This is a genomic window from Aggregatibacter aphrophilus ATCC 33389 (assembly GCF_900636915.1).
Lineage (GTDB): Bacteria > Pseudomonadota > Gammaproteobacteria > Enterobacterales > Pasteurellaceae > Aggregatibacter > Aggregatibacter aphrophilus.
Genome location: NZ_LR134327.1, coordinates 465,934 through 486,640, shown reverse-complemented (window position 1 = coordinate 486,640; position 20,707 = coordinate 465,934). Strand labels below are relative to the sequence as shown.

Below are 20,707 nucleotides of genomic sequence, written 5' to 3'. Positions count from 1 at the left end.
TTTTGGAGGTAGATATTTTGAATGAATTATTTATTAGTGATCTTTGGGAGATTATACCAATTGGTATATCTATATTGGCATTATTAGTTTCCATATACGCTCTAAGATTAAATAAAATAAACTATATAACTCAGAGCTATTATCAGAATGGTTCATATAAAGTTTTTTTTGTAAAATTAAGTTGTTTAGATAAGATTCTTTCAAGAGATTGTTTTGAGGTTAAAGTTTCTCAATCAGTAATATCTGATAGTTATGTTTTCCCTTACTATATTTGTATTACTCCTAATGTTGGTGGAATCGAAAGAGCTCAATTATTTGATATAATTGATAATGGTGGGATAGTGCTTGGAACATGTAAAACGAGGCCAATTATACGAAATAAATTTAAAAAATTTAATTTTTTTAATAAACAATATGCTCATTCTCAAATAACATCTTTTGGGGAGGTTAAAAAATATCCTTATTTTATAAAGAACTATAATGATTCTGGGCTTTCATTAAGTAGGTATCATTTTTGTATAGAAATAACAGATTTTAGGAGTAATACTGAAATATGGTATGTTTCTTTTTCCTTAGTTTTAGATAAAGATGATGTGAATTATGTAGTTGACGGGAAATTTGATGATTTAAATATAGTGTCGCAAAGAGATCTGGTGAAAAATATGAATATGCTTATTAATTTTAATGAAACGTTAGATGATATATTTAAAAAAGATAATATTGATGATGCTACATATAGTCTCCAGCTATTTGAAATGAAGGAATATCTAAATTTTTTAGTTAAATTGAAGCAGTATTTATAAATGTATTTAATATGTTCTCCCCCAAGACATCGCAAGCATCCAAGCTTGTGCTTATGTGGTCTAAGCGTGGACGCTTGAATCATCGTTTCGTTTTTAAAAAGTGCGGTCATTTTTTAAAACGTTTTTCAACCTCTAAAACATTTTCAAAATCCACCGCACTTTTTTCCGTTATTTCTTCAACGTTTCCACGTAGCTCGCGACATCCTGCATATCTTGTTCGCTGAGCGTGGACTTGGCGCGGTTGCCACCGCCTTCGATTTTGCCGCTTTTACGATCTTGTAGCGACTGGATGATTTGATCTTGGGTAAAGGTGTTGATGATTTGGGATTGTCCCATGGCCGGTTTTTCGGCTTGCTTACCGTGACAGAGGGCGCAGGTGCGGTTGTAAACTTTCTGACCGTGTTCAGGGTTAGGTTCCGCGTGGGCGTTAGGGAAAATGCACCAAGCGAGTAGGATGAGGGTAGAGTAATGTTTTTTCATAGGATTTTTCGTTAGCTTTTTGTGGGTTGAAATAATCGTTGTAAATCGTTTTCGGAGATTAGACCTTCAAATTTATAGATCACTTTGCCGTTTGGGTCGATCACGAAAGAGGTTGGCGTGCCGACAAGTTGGTAACGTTCGGCAGTGATTTTCATTTGATCTTTAAACACCGGCAAGGTGAGTTGTCGTTTGGTGACAATCGCTTGTGTGTCGGCCTTTTCGCCATCGATATTCATGGCGATCAGTTGCACTTGGTTCGGGTATTTTTCCGCCCATTGTTGCAAGGTTCTTAATTCCGCAATGCAGGCGCCGCAGGTTTCCGACCAGAAGTTGATGAGCACGGTTTTGCCCTGCCAGTCGCTTAATGAGGCTTTATTGCCTTGCAGATCGAAGGCGGCAATTTCCGGTGCGGGTTGACCGATTTGAGCGGATTCCTCTTTGCAGGAAACGCTGAAAAAAACGACCGCACTTATGCCAAGCATTTTCGCTAATTGATTAAGCCGTTGGGGTTTCATTGTTTTTTTCCTCACGCAATAGTTTGCCGTGTTGCAAGTAAATAATGCGGTTGGTGAGTTTACCTAAATCCGGGTTATGAGTCACCATGACGATAGTGCGCCCTTGTAGGTTTAATTCCGTGAGTAAATTTAACACCAAATTTTCATTTGTTTCATCGAGGTTGCCGGTCGGTTCGTCGGCAAAAATGACCGGCGGCTGATTCACTAAGGCGCGCGCAATACACACTCGTTGTTGTTCCCCGCCGGAAAGTTGGCTTGGGCGGTGATTCATACGATGCGCCAAGCCCACTTGATCTAATACTGCTTTGGCGGCGGCTTCATCTACTACGCTGTGATAATGTTGCGCCAACATTACGTTTTCAAGTGCGGTTAAATAGGGGATGAGGTGAAATTGTTGGAACACCAAGCCGATTTTTTCCGCGCGGAAACGTTGTCTGCCCGTTTCGTCCAGTTGTGCGGCATCCACACCGTCTAAAATCACTTTGCCTTCGGTTGCAGTATCCAAGCCGGTGAGAATATTCATTAATGTGGTTTTACCTGAACCGGAGGCACCCATGATAGAGACGAATTCGCCTTCGGCAATTTGAATATTAATGTCTTCAAGTGCGGTCACTTGGCCGAATCTTTTATATAAATGCTGTGTTTCAATGACTAGTTTAGCCATGTTATTCCCCTTTCAATACGTTGGCGGTTTGAATGTCTAAAGCGCGGCGGGTCGGTACGATAACCGCGATAAACGCCACTAATAAGGATAAAGTAATGGTAATCGGGAGCACCGGCAGGCGCATATCAATATAGGCTTTGAATACGGTTAAGCCGAGCACCTGTGCTAATAGATAGCCGATGATTAAGCCGCATACAATGGCGCAAAGGGCGATAATCAAGGTTTCTGCGCCGATTTGTTTGATGATGTCGCGGCTTTTGGCGCCAAGGGCTTTTTGCAACGCAAACTCTTTCGCCCGTTCGCCCACAATGGCGATTAAGGTGGTGTTCACGCAAAGGGTGGCTAAAATCAAAATCACTACAGAAATCAACCCCATCAAGCCTTTGATTTTATCTAAAATTTGCCCTTCGGAGGCGGAGACTTTGCGGATCGGGTGAATGTCTAAATCGGGATACTGTTGTTGCAACTGTTGGGCTAATTGATCCACTTGGCCTTGATCGTTTTTGACGTTTAACAATACGTTGGTCGCCAAGTTTTCTTTTTCTAACCAGTTTTGTGCAAAATCCAGGCTCACGATCAACATATTGTCGGTGGCATCGCCCGCTTCTACGATGGCTTTAATATTGAACTGGTGTTTATCTACGGAATTGAGGCTTAACGTGAGTTTATCGCCCACTTTTAAATTAAGCCGTTCCGCGAGAGTTTTACCGATCATGGCGTTGCGCTCGTCGAAGTTCACCCCGATAGGATTGCCTGTGATTTGCCAATAAGGCGCAAGGGTTTTCATGTCTTCAAACCACACGCCCATCATCACGATTTTTTCCAAATCACTACGTGTCACGCCATATAAATAGGGGCTTGCAGCCGTAATTAAGCCTTTCGGTGCTTGGTCAAGGATCTGTTGCACTTGATCTACTTTGATTAAATTGCCGTTGCTGGGGCCAATATAAAAATTGGCGCCGAAGGTACGCAGTTCTTGGCTCATTTTGGTGTTGATGTCGAAGTACACCGCCGCCATTGCCGTCACAATGCTTGCGCCCACAGTGAGCGCGGCAAAAATGATGAATACCCGTTGCAAGCGCAGACGCAAGGCGCGTAACACCAAGCGCCAAAACATATTGATAGGTTTATTGTCTGCCATAAAGCACCTCGATAGGATAAAGACGGGCAATACGGTGTGCCGGGAACCAAGCACCGATCACGGCGATCAAGACAGAAAGTACCAGTACGCAAGGGATAACGATCCAGGCGAAACTGAGCGGTGCGCCAAATAACGTGGCACCGATAAAACGTGCTAACCCCCAACCGGTAACGCAACCTAAGATGCCACCGATTAAGCCGCTGATGATGGCTTCGCAATAAAACAGCAAGACAATTTGCCATTGATAGGCACCGAGCGCTTTCATTAAGCCGATTTCTTTACTGCGTTCGATAATGGTTGTGGTCATCAATGAGGCAATGCCCATGGCAGCGGCAATCAGTGCGGCAAGGGTGACGACAGCGAGTAATAATTGAATTTTTTCAATGACGACGCCTTCGGAAGCCGCGACTTGCCAGATAGGGCGAACAATCGCGCCGGAAATCGCTTCTTCCAATTGATGGGAAATAGAGGAAACGTAGGCCGTGCAATACCAACGGTCATATTCCTCTGCGGCCAAACCGTCGACATTGGCACGGGCTTTGCGGGATAAATCATTTTCCGGCACGGTGAGCGCGGAGACTTTAATCGCCTGTACCTTGCCTTCTAATCCAAGTAAATTTTGCACCGCACTTAACGGCAAAATCAGTTGTTGTTCTTCTGTGCTGCCGGTTTTAACAATGCCTTTCACGATGGCGGTCATGTGTTGTGGTGACGCACTTTCTTCTGCCTGATAACTTAGTGTGATGATATCACCGATTTTCCATTGCTGTTGTTTGGCAAGCTGGGCACCGAGTAGGGCAGGAATTTGTTCACCGAAATCATCAGTAGCATCATCCACCCACTCGCCTTCTACTTGCCAGTAAGGGCTGATGATTTTCTGCCCGGTGTGGTAATCCTCTTCATCCGGCACAGGAATATTATGATCAAAAAACGTCCCGAGGATGCTCACATCGTTTTCTGCACCGTTAGCCACGTTGGCTTTTACCTGTGTGCTCAGTAAGGGCGCGAACCCCACAATGTTGTTGCGCCAGAAAATGTCTTTCACATTCGGCAGTTCTTTTTCATCTAAAAAATCTTGCGTAGCGAGGGAACTACGACCGCTGACATCATCCGGCAAAACGGCACTGCTGGCGGGTTCTACCAAAATATTGGCGCCGTAAGATTTCAACTCTTTTGCCATTTTGTCGCCAATATCGATCGACACCGCGAGCAAGGCGGAAATCAAACCGGCGGCAAGAAAAATAGTGACAATGGCAAGAAGCTTGCGTTTTAAACCATAACGCCAAGACTGAAATAACATTCGCGCTAACATGATTATTTTTCCTCCTTGGCGGTTTTGGCTTCATCGGCTTGGTTTAAATAGGCCTCAGGATTATCACGGAACAGATCCAAGTTCTTTTCATTAGTAAAGAAATAGGTTTTGCCTTCATGGCTGTATTTGTGTTCCGTTTTGGTGTTGGTCAATTTCTTACCATTGACGGGATCCACCACTTCAATTTCAATGATGGTAGTGAAGTAATTCAAGCCTTCTTCCAAGTTTTTCTTGTTGATGACCACTTCTGTATCCGTTTGTTTCCAATCATCAATTGGCACCGGGTTACAACCGCCCGGTTTGCCGATAGATGGGGTAAACATACGGACGCCACAACCTACGCATACCACTTGGTTACCTTCCATCACATAGCCTTGATCGCCGCATAAAATACAGGCGTCGAACACGGCAGCAAGACTGAGTTTATCGGGCAGGCGATTAATAATGAAGAAACGTACAGCTTTGCCGTCGTCTGCAACCCAAAGGAAACGGTGTAATTTGCCATCTTTTACTTGTTCGATTGGAATGTGTACGTTGTTTTCTGCATCTAAGGTAACTCTTTGGGCTTCGGAAAGTTGTGGCGGCTGGGACGCGATTCGGTCCCAGTAAAGTTGCGTGGCTAACATGATGAGGATTGCTGTTATGCCATAGCTGATAATTTTGCCGGAGGTGCGTTTGGCAGCAATAGCTTTACGTTTTTCGATAGGTTGTTGTTCGCTATTGGCAGTTCGCACGCGTGGGCGATGAATATTTAAAGCAAAAATGAGAACGATAGCGGTAAGAATAGCTGCGTTGATGTAGTTCAAATAAGTCGTGATATTGCCCGATTTTGCCACGAAACTTAAGCGCACTTTGGTGAGCTCGATGGCTTGCAATTTCATTAAGATAAGTAATACATCACCAAGGAGCGGGGCGATCAAAATGAGGGTGATAACTGTGGTGAGCACGAAATGAAGTGCAGTCGTTTTTTTCGATGTTTTACTCTGTGCAAATAAAATGTAACACCAACCGGCAACCACTAAACAGAAAATAAAACCTAGCGCGATGGCGCTAATGTATAATAAGAAATCGGTGTTGATGACATCCGTGCCGGTGATGGCGGCGATGTTTGGATCCTTTGCCCAAAAACTTCCTGCTAATACGGCGAGCATGATATGCCAAAAGCTAGTTAAGCGTTGCCAATGAATAAATTGAGAGAAGTAAGCAAGGAGTAAAATACACAGGCTAAAAATGGCAAGGGTGAGTTTAATGTTTTGGGTGTTGGGTAAATTTAACGTAATTACACTGCCGATGATAAAACCAAGGATGGCAAGCCATACTAGTTTTTTGAAATTAGCATGAGGATAAGCCACCCAGCTACACGCCAGCAGCAGAGAAAAAGGGAGTAGGGTTTGAATAAGAAAGACAAAGAAATAGTTCATAGCTTACTCCGAAAATTTAAATGAATCATGTCGCCTATTTTTTTAGTATTCTGTTTCCTCCGTAAAGGGAGGTAGGTAAGGATCTTTGTGAAACAGATGTTAATGATATCTCAATATAAATAAAAACACCTCGATATGTCTCAAGGTGTTTTATTTATTGTTTTTGTTAACACCTAAAAGGATTATTTCAAACCGGTAAATTTGAATTCATAGTTAACATCAAACGGTTTCCACCAACGGCCAACACCGGTTTCTTCGTCAGTGTGACGGTGCATACCGGCTTTTGGTGGCGGGTCAATGTGGTAGGTTAATTTATAGTTGCCCACGCCCATCATTTTGATATTTGCACCATAGTGAGGACCGTCGCTGGCAACCATCGGCATGAATGTACCTTCTTGTTTTTCACCGGTATCGGTATTCACTAAAGTGTATTGAATAGTGAGGTATGGCATCCATTCGCCTTCACCAAAGCCGTTTTTGTTACCTTTTGTGGCGTGAATATCCGCTTCCAAGTGAATATCGGATTTCGCTGCAGGTAATCCCATACCACGCGGTTCCATATCAACCGGTTGTAAATAGACGGCGGCGATTTCCATTTCATTCATAGTAACAGGTTCGCCAACCGGGAATTCTTTAAAACCTAACGCGGCTGGCGCCGTGATCATGCCGGCTAAAAGCGCGGTGGCTAATAACGTTTTTTTCATACTTAGTTTCTCCTTAATAAGATAAGTATTGTCGTCAAAAAAATTAAGCTGATTTTCGACTTTGGTATTTCATATAAACCAAAGCGAACAGTGCAGCAATAAGTAGAATGACTTGCGGAACCAAGGTTTCCACATAAGGGTAAATTCCCAACCATGAAATTTCTTTCATTCCGGAAATTAAAGTCGGTTCGAATAACAACGGTATTAAGAACGTTGCACAAAGCGCCGCAATAATACTGTAAACCACCATCGGAACAATAGTCGTTTTAATGATGGTACCTTCTTTGTTTTGAATATTTAATACAGAGCAGACGGCAACAATGTTATTAATACACACCATGTTACCCATAGCACCACCAACGGATTGCAATGCCAATACTAACGCGACGGATATACCGGTAGTTTCTGCGGTGGATAATTGTACGCTACCAAAGGTTAAGTTCGATACGGTGTTAGAACCGGAGAAGAATGAACCTACTGCACCAAGGAAGGAGGAGAAGATTGTCCAGTCATTACCGGTGATTTCCGCAAAAGTGCGACCAATGATTTTCACCATAGAATGCTCGCCACCCACTAACATTAAGTTCACCATTACTAATGCTCCCATTAACGCGATAAACGGATTTTTTGATTGTTTCAGACTGGAGGTAAAAATATCTTTGACTTTTGCACCGGAAACACCAAATACCGGAATGGCGATTAACACCGTGATAATGAATGGAATTAATGCCGGCACATAAAGCAATTTATAGCTTGATGACACATCTGAACCAAAGATATTTTTTAAAGAGAAAATAAGACCTTTACTGATTTCAAACGTCCCTAATGAACCCAAGACAGTGGAGAACCAAACAGTGGTATCGTTCATCATCGCTTTAAACGGTAGCTGATGAATACGTGTTACGATTAAGAAGGCAATTAATAAACCGGTTGGGAATAAGGCTTTTACCACTTTTCCGGTGGTTACCGCATTGCGGTCAAGTGTATTTTCCACTTTAGTCAAACCGATGTTGCGATTGGCCACCCACACGGAAATAAATAAGCCGATTGCACCGCCTACTAAAGAAGGGAACTCATAGTTGACTTGGGCTAATAATAAATAAGGAATCACACAAGCAAAGATACTGATGTAAATAAATACAAGGTTTTTGCGAATTTCACTCCAGCTCACTAATACACGAAGCGCTAGCAATGGAATAACAAGTGCAGCAACAGCGTGGATAAGCGCAGTCATAGAACCAATTTCTAAGATCATGTCTTCAGATAATTTTAATGGACCAAAACCGAACCAAGTTGGTGTGCCCACTGCCCCGAAAGACACCGGTACGGAGTTCATGATGAGTGTAAGCATGGCGACTTTCAACGGATTAAAGCCTAAGCCCATAAGAATTGGTGCCGCAATGGCTGCTGGTGTACCGAAGCCACTGGCGCCTTCAATCATAAAGGCAAACGCCCAACCGATAATCATAAGTTGCGCTACCGGGTTCGGGTTAATGTTACCCAACCATTTGCGCATAATATCGGTTGCGCCAGACACTTCACTAAAACGATTGAATAAAATCGCCCCGAAAATTACCGTGATAGGTGTTTGCACGGCTACGATAGCAGAGGTAACGTTAGCACTGATGGTAACGATGTCTGTATTAAAGTGTAATAAATGCACTCCCATCACCAATGTTGCAATCCAAGGCAGGGCAACATAGGAAGGCAGCGCATTTCGCTTAACCATGAGGTAGATGAGTAAGATGATGGGTAATACGCTTAAGAAGAAAGACATGTTTGCTCCTTTAGAAATGAAAAAAATCTCGCGTATTCTATGAATCTCCCCTCAAAAAGATATACCTATTTTGGGAAAATGTGATCTAGTTATCAAAAAAATGTAACATTTTTTTAAATTTTGTGATCTATGTAGCTTAAATGTTTCAGTTGAATAGATTCTATGTCGTTTTTAGTACAAAGTGCAGTTAAAAATAAGGTTGTTTTTCTATATCTTGGCTGTTATTCTCTGTTATTTTTCGCCTTATTTTTTGTTAACTTTTTATTAACTAACATTACAACGGGTGGTAGTCATGACAAAAACCGAATTAATTAATCAACTTCAACACGTAAAAAACAGACTGCACTTTTGGTTGGGAAATTAAAATGCGGTCTTTTTTTATGTTGTTTTTGTAGGGACGGAGCAAAAAATTATTTAAATCATTCCAGGTTAATTGGACGGTTTTGCTTCTTCCACCGGTACTGATTTGTCTTCTTTTAATACATCCCAAACACTTTCCGGTTTTGCCGTAGTATTGGCATTCGTTTGCGTTGGGGCATTGGTGACGATATTAGCGGTTTGGGTCAACACGGCTTGTTGACAGAAGGATTGATTTTTGTCTGCCCAAACAGGAATAGTGCGTGCGCTATTGCAGTCCCAGCCACCGTAGGCATTAATGCCGACCCATTTAATATCTGTTGGTTTGTGTGGTTTTAATGGCGTGATAGCGGAACGTTTTAAATAGTCTTTGTAAACCTGTAATGCGCCACTGGCACCAGTGAGCTTGGTATCACCGTTGTCGTCACGGCCGAGCCAAACTGTCGCAACATTTTCACCATCAATTCCCACAAACCAGGTGTCTCGTGCATCATTGGTGGTACCGGTTTTACCGGCCAAATGCAAGTGGGCAAAATCATTTTGTAAGCTACGCGCCGTACCGCGTTCCACGACTTGTTGCATAGCAAAGAGGGTTTGAAACGCTGCTTCGCGAGGAACGACCTGTTGCGGATCAAATTCACGTTCATAAATCACATTGCCTTGTCTGTCCACAACGCTGTTGATGGTACTCAACGGAATGCTGGCTCCTTCGTTCGCAATGGTTTGGTAGAGCTTGGTCACGTCATAAGGCGAAATAGAGTAGGAGCCGAGCAAGGTTGACGGCACTTTGGGAATAGATACTTTGTCCCAGCCCATGGCTTGTTGCACAGAAATCACCTTGGTTAATCCTAATTTCATGCCGATATTCACCGTTGGAATATTCAACGAACGCACTAACGCATCCATCAGCATGACCGAACCGCTGTATTTGCGATCGTAATTACGCGGTTGCCACGGGGGGCTGCCTTTTACGTTAATGGTAATCGGTTGGTTGTTAATCGGTGTGTTCAAGCGGAATTGATCCGGGTACATAAGTGCGGTCAAATAAATGGATGGTTTTACCAGAGAACCGATTTGACGCTGCGCCATCAATGCACGGTTAAAGCCGGCAAATTGAGTTTGTACACCGCCTACTACGGCACGTACTTCACCGGTTTGATAATCAGCAACAACCATGGCGGATTCCAAATGCGGGTTTTTATGTTTTACCTGTAATTCGGATACCATATTGATAACGGCTTGTTCTGCTCGATTCTGTTGTTTGACATCTAACGTGGAGAAGATCCTCGCGCCTAGTAAATTGGCGGCTTTGCCTTCACCAATTTGATGGCGTAGCTCTGTTTGCAGAGTTTTGATAAAGGCGGGATATTTCCGACTGATTTTCCCTTTATCTTGCACGCCAAGCGGGCGTTGACTTAAGAGTTGATAAAGCTCTTCACCGATAACTTTGTGTTCTAACAATAAATGTAACACTACGTTGCGGCGCTCCAAGGCATTTTGCGGATTACGCCATGGATTGTATAAAGAAGGGCCTTTTACCATGCCGACCAACAAGGCAATTTGATCCAAACTGATTTCACGAATAGAACGACCGAAATAGAACTGGCTGGCTAATTCAAAGCCATGAATTTGGCTGTCGCCGTTTTGCCCGAGATAAATTTCATTGAGGTAGGTTTCTAGAATGCGATTTTTGTCATAACGCCAGTCTAAAATTAATGCCATCATGGCCTCATTGACTTTACGGCTAAGGGTGCGTTCGTTACTTAAAAACAGATTTTTAACCAATTGCTGAGTTAGGGTACTACCGCCTTGCACGGTGTGTCCGGCTTGAATATTGGTGACGACCGCACGCAAAATACCGAGCGGACTAATACCATCATGTTCAAAAAAACGGCGATCCTCTGTGAGTAGAAGCGCATCGATTAATAAGCGGGGGTATTGTTGCAAAGAAATGGCCAGGCGTTCTTCTTTGTCCGATTGCAACATGGCGATCAATTTAGGTGCCATGCGAAATTCTTCAATGGCTTTAACGTTGATTAAATCCTCAATCACCGCCAATTTATTGTCATTAAAACGCAAACGGAACACGCGCTGTGCTTCTGGTTTATCGGGAAATGGAAAGGCTCGACGCAATAACACAATCGTATTGTCTTCAATTTTAAAATCGCCCGGCGCGGCAATCATGGTCGTTTGGCGATATTCGTTATCCAACAAAATTTGCTTAATTTGTTCCAAACTTAATTCATCGCTCAACCGAATGCTTTCGATTCGGCTATACACTTCTGCTGGTAAACGCCAAATTTGGCCGTCCATTTTGCTGCGGATTTGCCAATCCAGATAAACGGAATAGAAAGATACCATACAAAAGCCGGTAAAAGCGGTTTTGAGAAGCAAGATTTTCCAAGATCTTTTCTTCTTAGAGGATTGCTGTTCAGGAGAGGTTTGTTGATCTTGTTTTGTTGCCATTAGTATTACCGTTTGGGGCTGAATTATGTGGGGATTACTGTCGGATGAACGCTAAATAAGACTGCAGAAAATGTGCGAAATCTTCCGTTCCGCAAAATGCGATGCTTTCTTGATCGTAATAGTAAAAACCGTCTTCAAGATCATCTTGATTTTCAATAGCGAGATTATTGGCTTTGGCCATTACTTCATCTACGTTGATGTATAGACTGTATTCGGCGCCGCTTAAAATAATGTCTTGTTCTGCGTGCGCCGGTAAGTTCTCTAAATGAAAAAGTGCGGTGGAAATTAATTGTGGATTCGACCGCACTTCAATGTTAAACCAGTTGGCGAAGGCTTCGTGTTCCATAGAACAGGTCGCCACAGTATTGCCGTTGTAATAGGTAAATTGGAAATCCATGTTAAATGCTAAAAGAAGAACCGCAGCCACAAGTAGATGAGGCGTTCGGATTATTGACGACAAAGCGCGAACCTTCCAAGCCCTCGGTGTAATCGACGGTGCCACCGATTAAATATTGTAAACTCATCGGATCAATCACTAATTGTACGCCTGAATTTTCTACGGTTAAGTCGCCATCATTTACTTTTTCATCGAACGTAAAACCGTATTGAAAACCGCTGCAACCGCCACCGGTAATGTAAACCCGAAGTTTGAGATCAGGGTTTTCTTCTTCGCTGATTAAAGATTTAACTTTTTGTGCCGCAGCATCGGTAAAAGTTAACGGAACGGATATATCTGTCATGTTATGTAATTCCCCACTATTTATTTAAGCGCGTATTATCTAATAACCCTCTAAGGCATTCAAGAATTTATCAAGGATTTTTCAATAGGTAAGTGCTATAATTCCGCCCATTAATTTTTATTAGGGAGATGAATATGGGTATTCCACTAAGAACAGAAGAGGAAATTGTTAAATTACGTGAAGCCTGTAAATTGGCGGCAGATGTGCTGGTGATGATCGAACCTTATGTGAAAGAGGGCGTTACTACCGGAGAATTGGATCGCATTTGTCATGAATATATGGTAAATGAACAAAAAGTCATCCCTGCCTGCCTGAATTATCATGGTTTCCCAAAAGCAACTTGCATTTCTATTAACGAAGTGGTTTGCCATGGCATCCCAAGTTTTGATAAACACCTGAAAAATGGCGATATTGTGAATATTGATGTGACGGTGATAAAAGACGGTTATTACGGTGATAACTCGAAAATGTATATTGTCGGCGAAACCAATTTACGCAGTAAAAAACTGGTGGACGCTGCTCAAGAAGCCCTTTATGTGGGGTTACGTACGGTCAAACCGGGCATCCGTTTAAACGAGATCGGTAGAGCGGTGCAAAAATATACTGAATCCCAAACCTTCAGCGTGGTACGTGAATATTGTGGTCATGGTGTTGGTACGGAATTTCATTGCGAGCCACAAGTGTTGCACTACTATGCAGATGATGGTGGCGTAATTTTAAAACCGGGTATGGTCTTTACTATTGAACCTATGATTAATGCCGGTAAAAAAGAAGTTCGTTTAATGGGCGACGGTTGGACAGTTAAAACCAAAGACCGTAGCCATTCTGCCCAATTTGAACACCAGCTGGTCGTTACCGAAAACGGTTGTGAAGTGATGACCATTCGAGATGAAGAAATCGCCGAGGGGCGTATTCAGCGTTTCATGGTGAATGTTTAATGATCTAATCCATCGCTAAATTCTGTGACGGATTTTTTTATAGCTCAAATTTTAGTGAGTGATCCTATGTTTTTCCCTTACGACACCCAAGCCGAAATGACGCCAAGTGCGGTAAAAATTCAGAAAGAAAATTTAAAGCAATTTGAATTGACCCATTTCACCGAGCTTGATGTAGATCGCCTGATTGCTAATCGCACGGTGTTTTACGATCATCTGTTACAACATTTGTGGCGGCATTTCGGGTTTAAAGCTCTTCCATTAAGCCTTGTTGCCGTGGGCGGCTATGGGCGGGAAGAAATGTTTCCGTTGTCCGATTTGGATATTTTAATTTTAGCCGAGCAGCCGATTTCTCCAGATTTACAAGATAACATCGCGCAATTTGTGCAATTTTTATGGGATTGCAATTTTAATGTGGGACACAGCATTCGTACCCTTGCAGAATGTGAAACGGAAGGTAAAGCGGATATCACCATCGCTACTAACTTGTTGGAAGCTCGTTATTTGTGCGGTCATCATGCCTTATTTGAGCAACTTGTGCAGTTGGTTAGGCAGGAAGATTTTTGGTCAAAAATTGATTTTTGTCAGGCGAAGATTCAAGAAAAAATAGCGCGTTATCAACGCTATAACAACACCTCTTATAATCTTGAACCCGACATTAAATATAGTCCCGGCGGGTTGCGTGATCTGCATTTGTTATATTGGATTGCCTTGCGTCATAACGGTGCGAAAAATTTACAGGAAATTTTACAGGCGGGGTTTATTTATCCTGCCGAACACGCCTTATTGCTGAAGAGCCAACAGTTTTTATTTAAAGTGCGGTATGCTTTGCACTTGATTTTAAAACGTTATGACAACCGCTTGTTATTTGATCGTCAGTTGAAAGTCAGCGAATTATTAGGTTTTCAAGGCGAAGGCAATTTAGGCGTGGAAACCATGATGAAACGCTTTTTTCGGGCGTTACATTCCATCTCTTTGCTAAGTGAGTTGTTGGTGAAACATTATCAGGAGCATTTCCTGATTGATTACGAAATCATTCATGAACAGGTATTAGATGAAAATTTTAGCTTGATAAATCAAGCTATTTGTTTGCGTAATCATCAATGTTTTGAACAGCAACCGGACAGCATTCTCGATCTTTTTTATTATCTTACCCAATATCCGGATGCCGAGATTCATTCTTCCGTATTGCGTGAATTGCATTTGACGCTGGAGTATCGCCAAGAGCATCAACTGAGTTATTTGTGTGAGTCGCCATCAGCACGGGAGAAATTTATTCGTCTCTTTAATCAGCCTTTGGCTATCAAGCGAGCGTTTTTCCTCATGCATCAATATGGCGTGTTGACGGCCTATTTGCCACAATGGCGCAATATTGTAGGCTTAATGCAATTCGATTTATTCCATTGTTATACGGTGGATGAGCATATTTTTCGCGTAATGCTGAAACTAGAGAGTTTTTTATCCGAAGAATCTGCCAAGGCACATCCGATTTGCTATCAAATATTTAGCCAAATTCCCGACCGCATTTTGCTTTACATCGCTGCGTTATTTCACGATATTGCCAAAGGACGGGGGGGCGCTCATGAAATACTTGGTGCTGTTGATGTGCGCGAGTTTGCCTTGTTACACGGTTTTGACCAACGAGAAGCTGAAACTATGGCGTGGTTGGTGGAGCAGCATTTATTGATGTCGGTAACGGCCCAACGACGTGATATTCATGATCCGGAAGTGGTGCTGAATTTTGCTGAACAAGTGTGTAATCAGGTGCGCTTGGATTATTTAACCTGTTTAACCGTGGCAGATATTGTGGCAACCAATGAAACCCTGTGGAACAGTTGGAAACGTTCTCTAATCGCAACACTTTATGATTATGCCAAACAGCAGTTTAGCCAAGGCTTGCAAACGTTGTTAGATAATCAGGTGAAAGCCAAAGAACATCAAGAGTTAGCGTTATTGGAAATACGCGCAAAAAACACCGCACTTTCAGCGTTGCAAATCGAAAAATTGTGGCAACGTTGTCCGTTGGATTATTTTTTACGTAATTCACCGCAACAAATTAGTTGGCATACTTGCTTACTTGCCGAGTTTAAGGGTGATTTATTGGTGAAGGTGAGTAATCGGTTTTCCGGTGGGGGCACTGAAATTTTCGTTTATACACAAGACCGACCTAACCTATTTAATAAAGTTGTGACCACCATTGGCGCAAAAAAACTGAGTATTCACGATGCGCAAATTATTACCGCTAAAGACGGTTATGTGTTGGACAGTTTTATTGTTACCGAGCTCGATGGTTCAGAGTTGCCTTTTGATCGTCGTCGTATGCTGGAGACGGCGCTGACGGAAAGTTTAACTTTCGAGCTGGTCAATAAACAACGATTACGTGAAAAACATCAACTGGCGCATTTTCATGTAAAAACTGAAGTGCGTTTTTTGAATCTCGACAAAACCGATCAAACGGAAATGGAATTGTTTGCATTGGATCGAGCTGGTTTACTGGCAGATGTCAGTGCGGTATTTTGCGAACTTGAACTGAATTTGTGCAATGCCAAAATCACAACTATCGGAGAAAAAGCGGAAGACTTCTTTATTTTGACCAATAAAGAGGACAGGGCGTTGAACGAGATGGAAAGAAAGGCGTTGTTAGAGCGATTGTTGCATATTTTAAACTAGCTTTTTCGTAAAAAGTGCGGTGGATTTTTAAAGCGTTTTTAAATCCACTGCACTTTTTATTCCTCGAACTAAGCCAACTCGGCAAAGGCAATATCCGCCGCCGCTAAAGTGCGGTCGATATCTTCATCGGAATGAGCTAGAGACATAAAGCCGGCTTCAAATGCGGAAGGTGCTAGATACACGCCTAAGGCCAACATTTTATGGAAGAAGCGTTTGAATTTTTCAGTGTCGCAGGCCATCACATCTTGATAGCAACTCACTTCTTTTTTATCGGTAAAGAAAATACCGAACATACCGCCTACATAATTCACGACAAACGGCACTTGATGCTTATCGGCAAGCTGTTGCAAGCCTTTCGCCAATTTTTCGGTTTGTTGGGCCAATTTTTGCTCATTGCCCGCTTTCTTTAATTCGGTCAGGCAAGCAAGCCCGGCCGCCATGGCAATTGGGTTGCCGGATAAGGTACCGGCTTGATATACCGGCCCTGTCGGTGCGATATGCTGCATAATTTCTTTTTTGCCGCCAAAAGCGCCTACCGGCATCCCACCGCCAATCACTTTGCCTAAACAGGTCAAATCCGGCGTGACATTATAATAATGTTGTGCGCCGCCAAGTGCCACACGGAAACCGGTCATCACTTCATCAATAATGAATACGGCGCCGTATTGATCACAAAGTTCACGTAACCCTTGTAAGAAATTGTTTTTTGGCGGAATGCAATTCATGTTGCCGGCAACGGGTTCTACGATAATACAGGCGATTTCATTCGGATATTGCTCAAATGCTTGTTTGACGGAGTTGAGGTCGTTGTAAGTGCAAGTGAGGGTGTGTTTGGCAAAGTCGGCCGGTACGCCGGGAGAATTAGGTTGGCCTAAGGTTAGCGCGCCGGAACCTGCTTTTACTAATAGCGAATCGGCATGGCCATGGTAGCAACCTTCAAATTTGATGATTTTGTCACGTTTGGTATAACCGCGGGCTAAACGAATGGTGGACATAGTGGCTTCGGTACCGGAACTGACCATTCTCACCATTTCAATCGATGGAATCAGTTGGCAAACCAATTCGGCAAGGTCAATTTCTAATGATGTCGGCGCACCAAAACTTAAACCGTTTTCGGCAGTTTTGAGTACGGCTTTTAAGATCGCCGGGTGGTTATGACCCAAAATCATAGGCCCCCATGAACCTACATAATCAATATATTGTTTACCTTCTGTATCAAAAATATAAGCGCCTTGAGCTTTTTCAATAAATACAGGCGTTCCGCCTACGCCATTAAAGGCACGAACAGGGGAGTTAACGCCACCGGGAATCACTTGTTGTGCGCGGGAAAAAAGTGCGGTTGAATTTGTCATCTTTTTTTATCCTTGTGTTCAAAAAATGTAAGCTATTGTACTGAAAAAAGAGAATATTGTTAAAAATATTTATGTACGATTTTTCCTTTATGATATGCTTTGCGCACTTGTTTTCACGGAAAGAGCTTATGTTGCTAACGTTATTTATTACTTTTTTAGGCGCATTTCTAACCTTAATCGTGATGCGTCCGATTGCTATCCATATTGGATTAGTGGATAAACCGAATTATCGTAAACGTCACCAAGGCGCTATCCCGCTCATTGGTGGGATTTCCTTGTTTATGGGGAATCTATGCTTCTACCTCATGCAATGGGATCAAACTAGGCTTCCTTATCTATATTTATTCAGTACCTTAGTGCTTTTGTTGATGGGAATCATTGATGACCGTTATGATATAAGTCCTTTTTTACGCGCGGGCATCCAGGCCTTCTTGGCGATTCTGATGATTGACATGGGGAATGTATATCTCGATCATTTGGGACAGATTTTAGGGCCATTCCAGTTAACATTAGGATCAATTGGATTAATTATCACAGTGTTGGCGACTATCGGGATTATTAACGCATTTAATATGATTGATGGTATAGATGGCTTACTTGGAGGCTTGTCTTGTGTGTCTTTTGCGGCGATTGGTATTTTAATGTATCGCGATGGACAAATGGATTTGGCCTATTGGAGTTTTGGTTTAATTATTGCCGTACTACCTTATTTAATGATGAATTTAGGAATTCCATTAGGGCCTAAGTTTAAAGTTTTTATGGGGGATGCAGGAAGTACCTTAATCGGTTTTACCATTATTTGGATTTTGCTTTTAAGTACTCAGGGTAAAGGCCATCCAATGAATCCGGTAACAGCGCTTTGGGTAATTGCTATTCCGTTAGTTGATATGGTGGCGATTATTTACCGTCGTTTAAGAAAAGGGAAAAGTCCGTTTCGGCCGGATCGTTTACACGTTCACCATTTAATGGTGCGTGCCGGTTTAAGTTCTCGCCAAGCATTTTTGTTGATTACTTTTGTTGCGGCACTGTGCGCAGGTTTCGGGATTTTAGGTGAGATTTACTACATTAATGAATGGATCATGTTTATTGCCTTCATTATTTTGTTCTTTTTATATTCTTCGTCTATTACGCGCGCTTGGAAAATTACCCGTTGGATTCGTCGTATGAAACGTCGTGCGGCAAAACGTTTAAGAAATAAATAAGAAATAAATAAGAAATAATCTTTTGTCTAAAAACTTAAAATTAAACAAAAAACAAGCAATAACTTTACAATTTATATTCGTTTTGCATAAAAAAATAGCGTGTAATAAAAATTTATAAAAAAATACTAGACAAGCAGTTTTGAAACTTTTAATATACGCCCCGCAACGACGCTTAGGGCGCTCGTAGCTCAGTTGGATAGAGCGTTGGCCTCCGGAGCCAAAGGTCGCAGGTTCAAATCCTGTCGAGCGCGCCAGAGGTATGCAAATCTGACTCAATTCAATATGGTGGCTGTAGCTCAGTTGGTAGAGCCCCGGATTGTGATTCCGGTTGTCGTGGGTTCAAGTCCCATCAGCCACCCCATTCGGCGAGTAGCGCAGCTTGGTAGCGCAACTGGTTTGGGACCAGTGGGTCGTAGGTTCAAATCCTATCTCGCCGACCATTTTCTAAATTCTGTAGTTCTCAGAATTTTTGTTCTTTAACAATCAATCAGACAAACTGTGTGGGCACTTGAAGATTCGTTTTTAAAAGAATTTTAAAATTGAACTGAATAGTGCTACGAAGATTCGTTTATTTATAGATAGATTAATTAAGTCAGCAGTATTGAGCGATTAAACTTTTTGAATTGAAGAGTTTGATCATGGCTCAGATTGAACGCTGGCGGCAGGCTTAACACATGCAAGTCGAACGGTAACAGGTAAGTACTTGTACTTATGCTGACGAGTGGCGGACGGGTGAGTAATGCTTGGGGATCTGGCTTATGGAGGGGGATAACGACGGGAAACTGTCGCTAATACCGCGTAGAATCGGGAGATGAAAGTGTGGGACCTTCGGGCCACATGCCATAGGATGAACCCAAGTGGGATTAGGTAGTTGGTGGGGTAATGGCCTACCAAGCCGACGATCTCTAGCTGGTCTGAGAGGATGACCAGCCACACCGGGACTGAGACACGGCCCGGACTCCTACGGGAGGCAGCAGTGGGGAATATTGCGCAATGGGGGCAACCCTGACGCAGCCATGCCGCGTGAATGAAGAAGGCCTTCGGGTTGTAAAGTTCTTTCGGTGACGAGGAAGGTTGTTGTGTTAATAGCGCAACAAATTGACGTTAATCACAGAAGAAGCACCGGCTAACTCCGTGCCAGCAGCCGCGGTAATACGGAGGGTGCGAGCGTTAATCGGAATAACTGGGCGTAAAGGGCACGCAGGCGGACTTTTAAGTGAGGTGTGAAATCCCCGGGCTTAACCTGGGAATTGCATTTCAGACTGGGGGTCTAGAGTACTTTAGGGAGGGGTAGAATTCCACGTGTAGCGGTGAAATGCGTAGAGATGTGGAGGAATACCGAAGGCGAAGGCAGCCCCTTGGGAATGTACTGACGCTCATGTGCGAAAGCGTGGGGAGCAAACAGGATTAGATACCCTGGTAGTCCACGCTGTAAACGCTGTCGATTTGGGGATTGTGCTTTGAGCTTGGTGCCCGTAGCTAACGTGATAAATCGACCGCCTGGGGAGTACGGCCGCAAGGTTAAAACTCAAATGAATTGACGGGGGCCCGCACAAGCGGTGGAGCATGTGGTTTAATTCGATGCAACGCGAAGAACCTTACCTACTCTTGACATCCATGGAATCTTGTAGAGATATGAGAGTGCCTTCGGGAACCATGAGACAGGTGCTGCATGGCTGTCGTCAGCTCGTGTTGTGAAATGTTGGGTTAAGTCCCGCAACGAGCGCAACCCTTATCCTTTGTTGCCAGCGATTTGGTCGGGAACTCAAAGGAGACTGCCGGTGATAAACCGGAGGAAGGTGGGGATGACGTCAAGTCATCATGGCCCTTACGAGTAGGGCTACACACGTGCTACAATGGCGTATACAGAGGGCGACGAAGCCGCGAGGTGGAGTGAATCTCAGAAAGTACGTCTAAGTCCGGATTGGAGTCTGCAACTCGACTCCATGAAGTCGGAATCGCTAGTAATCGCGAATCAGAATGTCGCGGTGAATACGTTCCCGGGCCTTGTACACACCGCCCGTCACACCATGGGAGTGGGTTGTACCAGAAGTAGATAGCTTAACCGCAAGGGGGGCGTTTACCACGGTATGATTCATGACTGGGGTGAAGTCGTAACAAGGTAACCGTAGGGGAACCTGCGGTTGGATCACCTCCTTACCGAAAGA

The 20,707-nt window shown here is 43.1% G+C and carries 15 protein-coding genes, 3 tRNA genes, 1 rRNA gene and 1 pseudogene; 8 read left to right on the top strand and 12 right to left on the bottom strand.

Annotated features, from left to right (window positions below):
* Nucleotides 1-17: 17 nt before the first annotated feature.
* Nucleotides 18-803, top strand: a complete 786-nt coding sequence (locus tag EL144_RS02570; RefSeq protein WP_005700250.1) for a hypothetical protein — start codon at nt 18-20, stop codon at nt 801-803.
* 168 nt (nt 804-971) lie between these two features.
* On the opposite strand, the gene EL144_RS02565 is transcribed toward EL144_RS02570, so the two are convergent.
* From EL144_RS02565 to erpA, 11 genes and pseudogenes are all read right to left on the bottom strand, one after another.
* Nucleotides 972-1,283, bottom strand: a complete 312-nt coding sequence (locus tag EL144_RS02565; protein ID WP_005700252.1) for a c-type cytochrome — start codon at nt 1,281-1,283, stop codon at nt 972-974.
* 11 nt (nt 1,284-1,294) lie between these two features.
* On the bottom strand, nt 1,295-1,798 hold the full coding sequence (locus EL144_RS02560) for a TlpA family protein disulfide reductase (protein WP_032994926.1): 504 nt from the start codon (nt 1,796-1,798) through the stop codon (nt 1,295-1,297).
* The gene (locus tag EL144_RS02555) at nt 1,779-2,462 is read right to left on the bottom strand and encodes an ABC transporter ATP-binding protein (protein WP_005703335.1); all 684 of its coding nucleotides are present in this window, start codon (nt 2,460-2,462) and stop codon (nt 1,779-1,781) included. The genes EL144_RS02560 and EL144_RS02555 overlap by 20 nt, the downstream gene beginning before the upstream one ends.
* Nucleotide 2,463: 1 nt before the next feature.
* Nucleotides 2,464-3,603 carry an ABC transporter permease gene (locus tag EL144_RS02550; protein WP_050332706.1) on the bottom strand — a complete coding sequence of 380 codons (1,140 nt, stop codon included), beginning with the start codon at nt 3,601-3,603 and terminating at the stop codon, nt 2,464-2,466.
* On the bottom strand, nt 3,590-4,915 hold the full coding sequence (locus tag EL144_RS02545; RefSeq protein WP_005703332.1) for an ABC transporter permease: 1,326 nt from the start codon (nt 4,913-4,915) through the stop codon (nt 3,590-3,592). Before EL144_RS02545 ends, EL144_RS02550 begins: the two co-directional genes overlap by 14 nt.
* 2 nt (nt 4,916-4,917) lie before the next feature.
* Entirely contained in the window at nt 4,918-6,336 is a 1,419-nt protein-coding gene (locus EL144_RS02540) for a Fe-S-containing protein (RefSeq protein ID WP_005703331.1), read from the bottom strand.
* Between the two features lie 182 nt (nt 6,337-6,518).
* Nucleotides 6,519-7,040: an iron transporter gene (locus EL144_RS02535; protein ID WP_005700259.1), complete on the bottom strand. Its 522-nt coding sequence runs from the start codon at nt 7,038-7,040 to the stop codon at nt 6,519-6,521.
* 214 nt (nt 7,041-7,254) lie between these two features.
* Nucleotides 7,255-8,817 (bottom strand): annotated as a pseudogene (locus EL144_RS02530) (lactate permease LctP family transporter); the annotation flags it as partial.
* Nucleotides 8,818-9,246: 429 nt separating this feature from the next.
* Complete coding sequence (gene mrcB, locus EL144_RS02525) at nt 9,247-11,640, bottom strand: penicillin-binding protein 1B (protein WP_005703323.1); 2,394 nt, start codon at nt 11,638-11,640, stop codon at nt 9,247-9,249.
* Nucleotides 11,641-11,674: 34 nt separating this feature from the next.
* Nucleotides 11,675-12,037: a YacL family protein gene (locus EL144_RS02520; protein ID WP_005703322.1), complete on the bottom strand. Its 363-nt coding sequence runs from the start codon at nt 12,035-12,037 to the stop codon at nt 11,675-11,677.
* Between the two features lies 1 nt (nt 12,038).
* Nucleotides 12,039-12,380: an iron-sulfur cluster insertion protein ErpA gene (gene erpA, locus EL144_RS02515; protein WP_005703321.1), complete on the bottom strand. Its 342-nt coding sequence runs from the start codon at nt 12,378-12,380 to the stop codon at nt 12,039-12,041.
* 134 nt (nt 12,381-12,514) lie between these two features.
* Between erpA and map the strand changes: the two genes are divergently transcribed.
* Nucleotides 12,515-13,318: a type I methionyl aminopeptidase gene (gene map, locus EL144_RS02510; protein ID WP_005703319.1), complete on the top strand. Its 804-nt coding sequence runs from the start codon at nt 12,515-12,517 to the stop codon at nt 13,316-13,318.
* Between the two features lie 66 nt (nt 13,319-13,384).
* Nucleotides 13,385-15,985 (top strand): bifunctional uridylyltransferase/uridylyl-removing protein GlnD, encoded by a 2,601-nt coding sequence (gene glnD / locus EL144_RS02505; RefSeq protein WP_032994922.1) that lies wholly within the window; start codon nt 13,385-13,387, stop codon nt 15,983-15,985.
* A 68-nt stretch (nt 15,986-16,053) separates the two neighbouring features.
* Here the strand turns inward: glnD and hemL are convergent, their stop codons facing one another.
* Nucleotides 16,054-17,337, bottom strand: coding sequence for a glutamate-1-semialdehyde 2,1-aminomutase (hemL, locus tag EL144_RS02500; protein WP_005703317.1), 1,284 nt, complete (start codon nt 17,335-17,337; stop codon nt 16,054-16,056).
* A 128-nt stretch (nt 17,338-17,465) separates the two neighbouring features.
* Here hemL and wecA point away from each other — a divergent pair, with 128 nt between their 5' ends.
* The 5 genes from wecA to EL144_RS02475 all read left to right on the top strand — a co-directional run bounded on the left by wecA (nt 17,466) and on the right by EL144_RS02475 (nt 20,699).
* On the top strand, nt 17,466-18,539 hold the full coding sequence (gene wecA / locus EL144_RS02495) for a UDP-N-acetylglucosamine--undecaprenyl-phosphate N-acetylglucosaminephosphotransferase (protein ID WP_005703316.1): 1,074 nt from the start codon (nt 17,466-17,468) through the stop codon (nt 18,537-18,539).
* Nucleotides 18,540-18,716: 177 nt separating this feature from the next.
* Nucleotides 18,717-18,793, top strand: a tRNA-Arg gene (locus EL144_RS02490).
* A 31-nt stretch (nt 18,794-18,824) separates the two neighbouring features.
* Nucleotides 18,825-18,900: transfer RNA gene (locus tag EL144_RS02485), tRNA-His, on the top strand.
* A gap of 2 nt (nt 18,901-18,902) precedes the next feature.
* Nucleotides 18,903-18,979 (top strand) — tRNA-Pro (locus EL144_RS02480).
* A gap of 180 nt (nt 18,980-19,159) precedes the next feature.
* Nucleotides 19,160-20,699: ribosomal RNA gene (locus EL144_RS02475) — 16S ribosomal RNA — on the top strand.
* Nucleotides 20,700-20,707 lie beyond the last annotated feature (8 nt).

Excerpts from the sequence above, each read along its gene's own strand:
- EL144_RS02535 (WP_005700259.1), bottom strand. The coding sequence starts at position 7,040 with ATGAAAAAAACGTTATTAGCCACCGCGCTTTTAGCCGGCATGATCACG.
- EL144_RS02560 (WP_032994926.1), bottom strand. The coding sequence starts at position 1,798 with ATGAAACCCCAACGGCTTAATCAATTAGCGAAAATGCTTGGCATAAGT.
- glnD (WP_032994922.1), top strand. The coding sequence starts at position 13,385 with ATGTTTTTCCCTTACGACACCCAAGCCGAAATGACGCCAAGTGCGGTA.
- erpA (WP_005703321.1), bottom strand. The coding sequence starts at position 12,380 with ATGACAGATATATCCGTTCCGTTAACTTTTACCGATGCTGCGGCACAA.
- EL144_RS02550 (WP_050332706.1), bottom strand. The coding sequence starts at position 3,603 with ATGGCAGACAATAAACCTATCAATATGTTTTGGCGCTTGGTGTTACGC.
- hemL (WP_005703317.1), bottom strand. The coding sequence starts at position 17,337 with ATGACAAATTCAACCGCACTTTTTTCCCGCGCACAACAAGTGATTCCC.
- wecA (WP_005703316.1), top strand. The coding sequence starts at position 17,466 with ATGTTGCTAACGTTATTTATTACTTTTTTAGGCGCATTTCTAACCTTA.
- map (WP_005703319.1), top strand. The coding sequence starts at position 12,515 with ATGGGTATTCCACTAAGAACAGAAGAGGAAATTGTTAAATTACGTGAA.
- EL144_RS02545 (WP_005703332.1), bottom strand. The coding sequence starts at position 4,915 with ATGTTAGCGCGAATGTTATTTCAGTCTTGGCGTTATGGTTTAAAACGC.
- EL144_RS02555 (WP_005703335.1), bottom strand. The coding sequence starts at position 2,462 with ATGGCTAAACTAGTCATTGAAACACAGCATTTATATAAAAGATTCGGC.
- EL144_RS02540 (WP_005703331.1), bottom strand. The coding sequence starts at position 6,336 with ATGAACTATTTCTTTGTCTTTCTTATTCAAACCCTACTCCCTTTTTCT.
- mrcB (WP_005703323.1), bottom strand. The coding sequence starts at position 11,640 with ATGGCAACAAAACAAGATCAACAAACCTCTCCTGAACAGCAATCCTCT.
- EL144_RS02520 (WP_005703322.1), bottom strand. The coding sequence starts at position 12,037 with ATGGATTTCCAATTTACCTATTACAACGGCAATACTGTGGCGACCTGT.
- EL144_RS02565 (WP_005700252.1), bottom strand. The coding sequence starts at position 1,283 with ATGAAAAAACATTACTCTACCCTCATCCTACTCGCTTGGTGCATTTTC.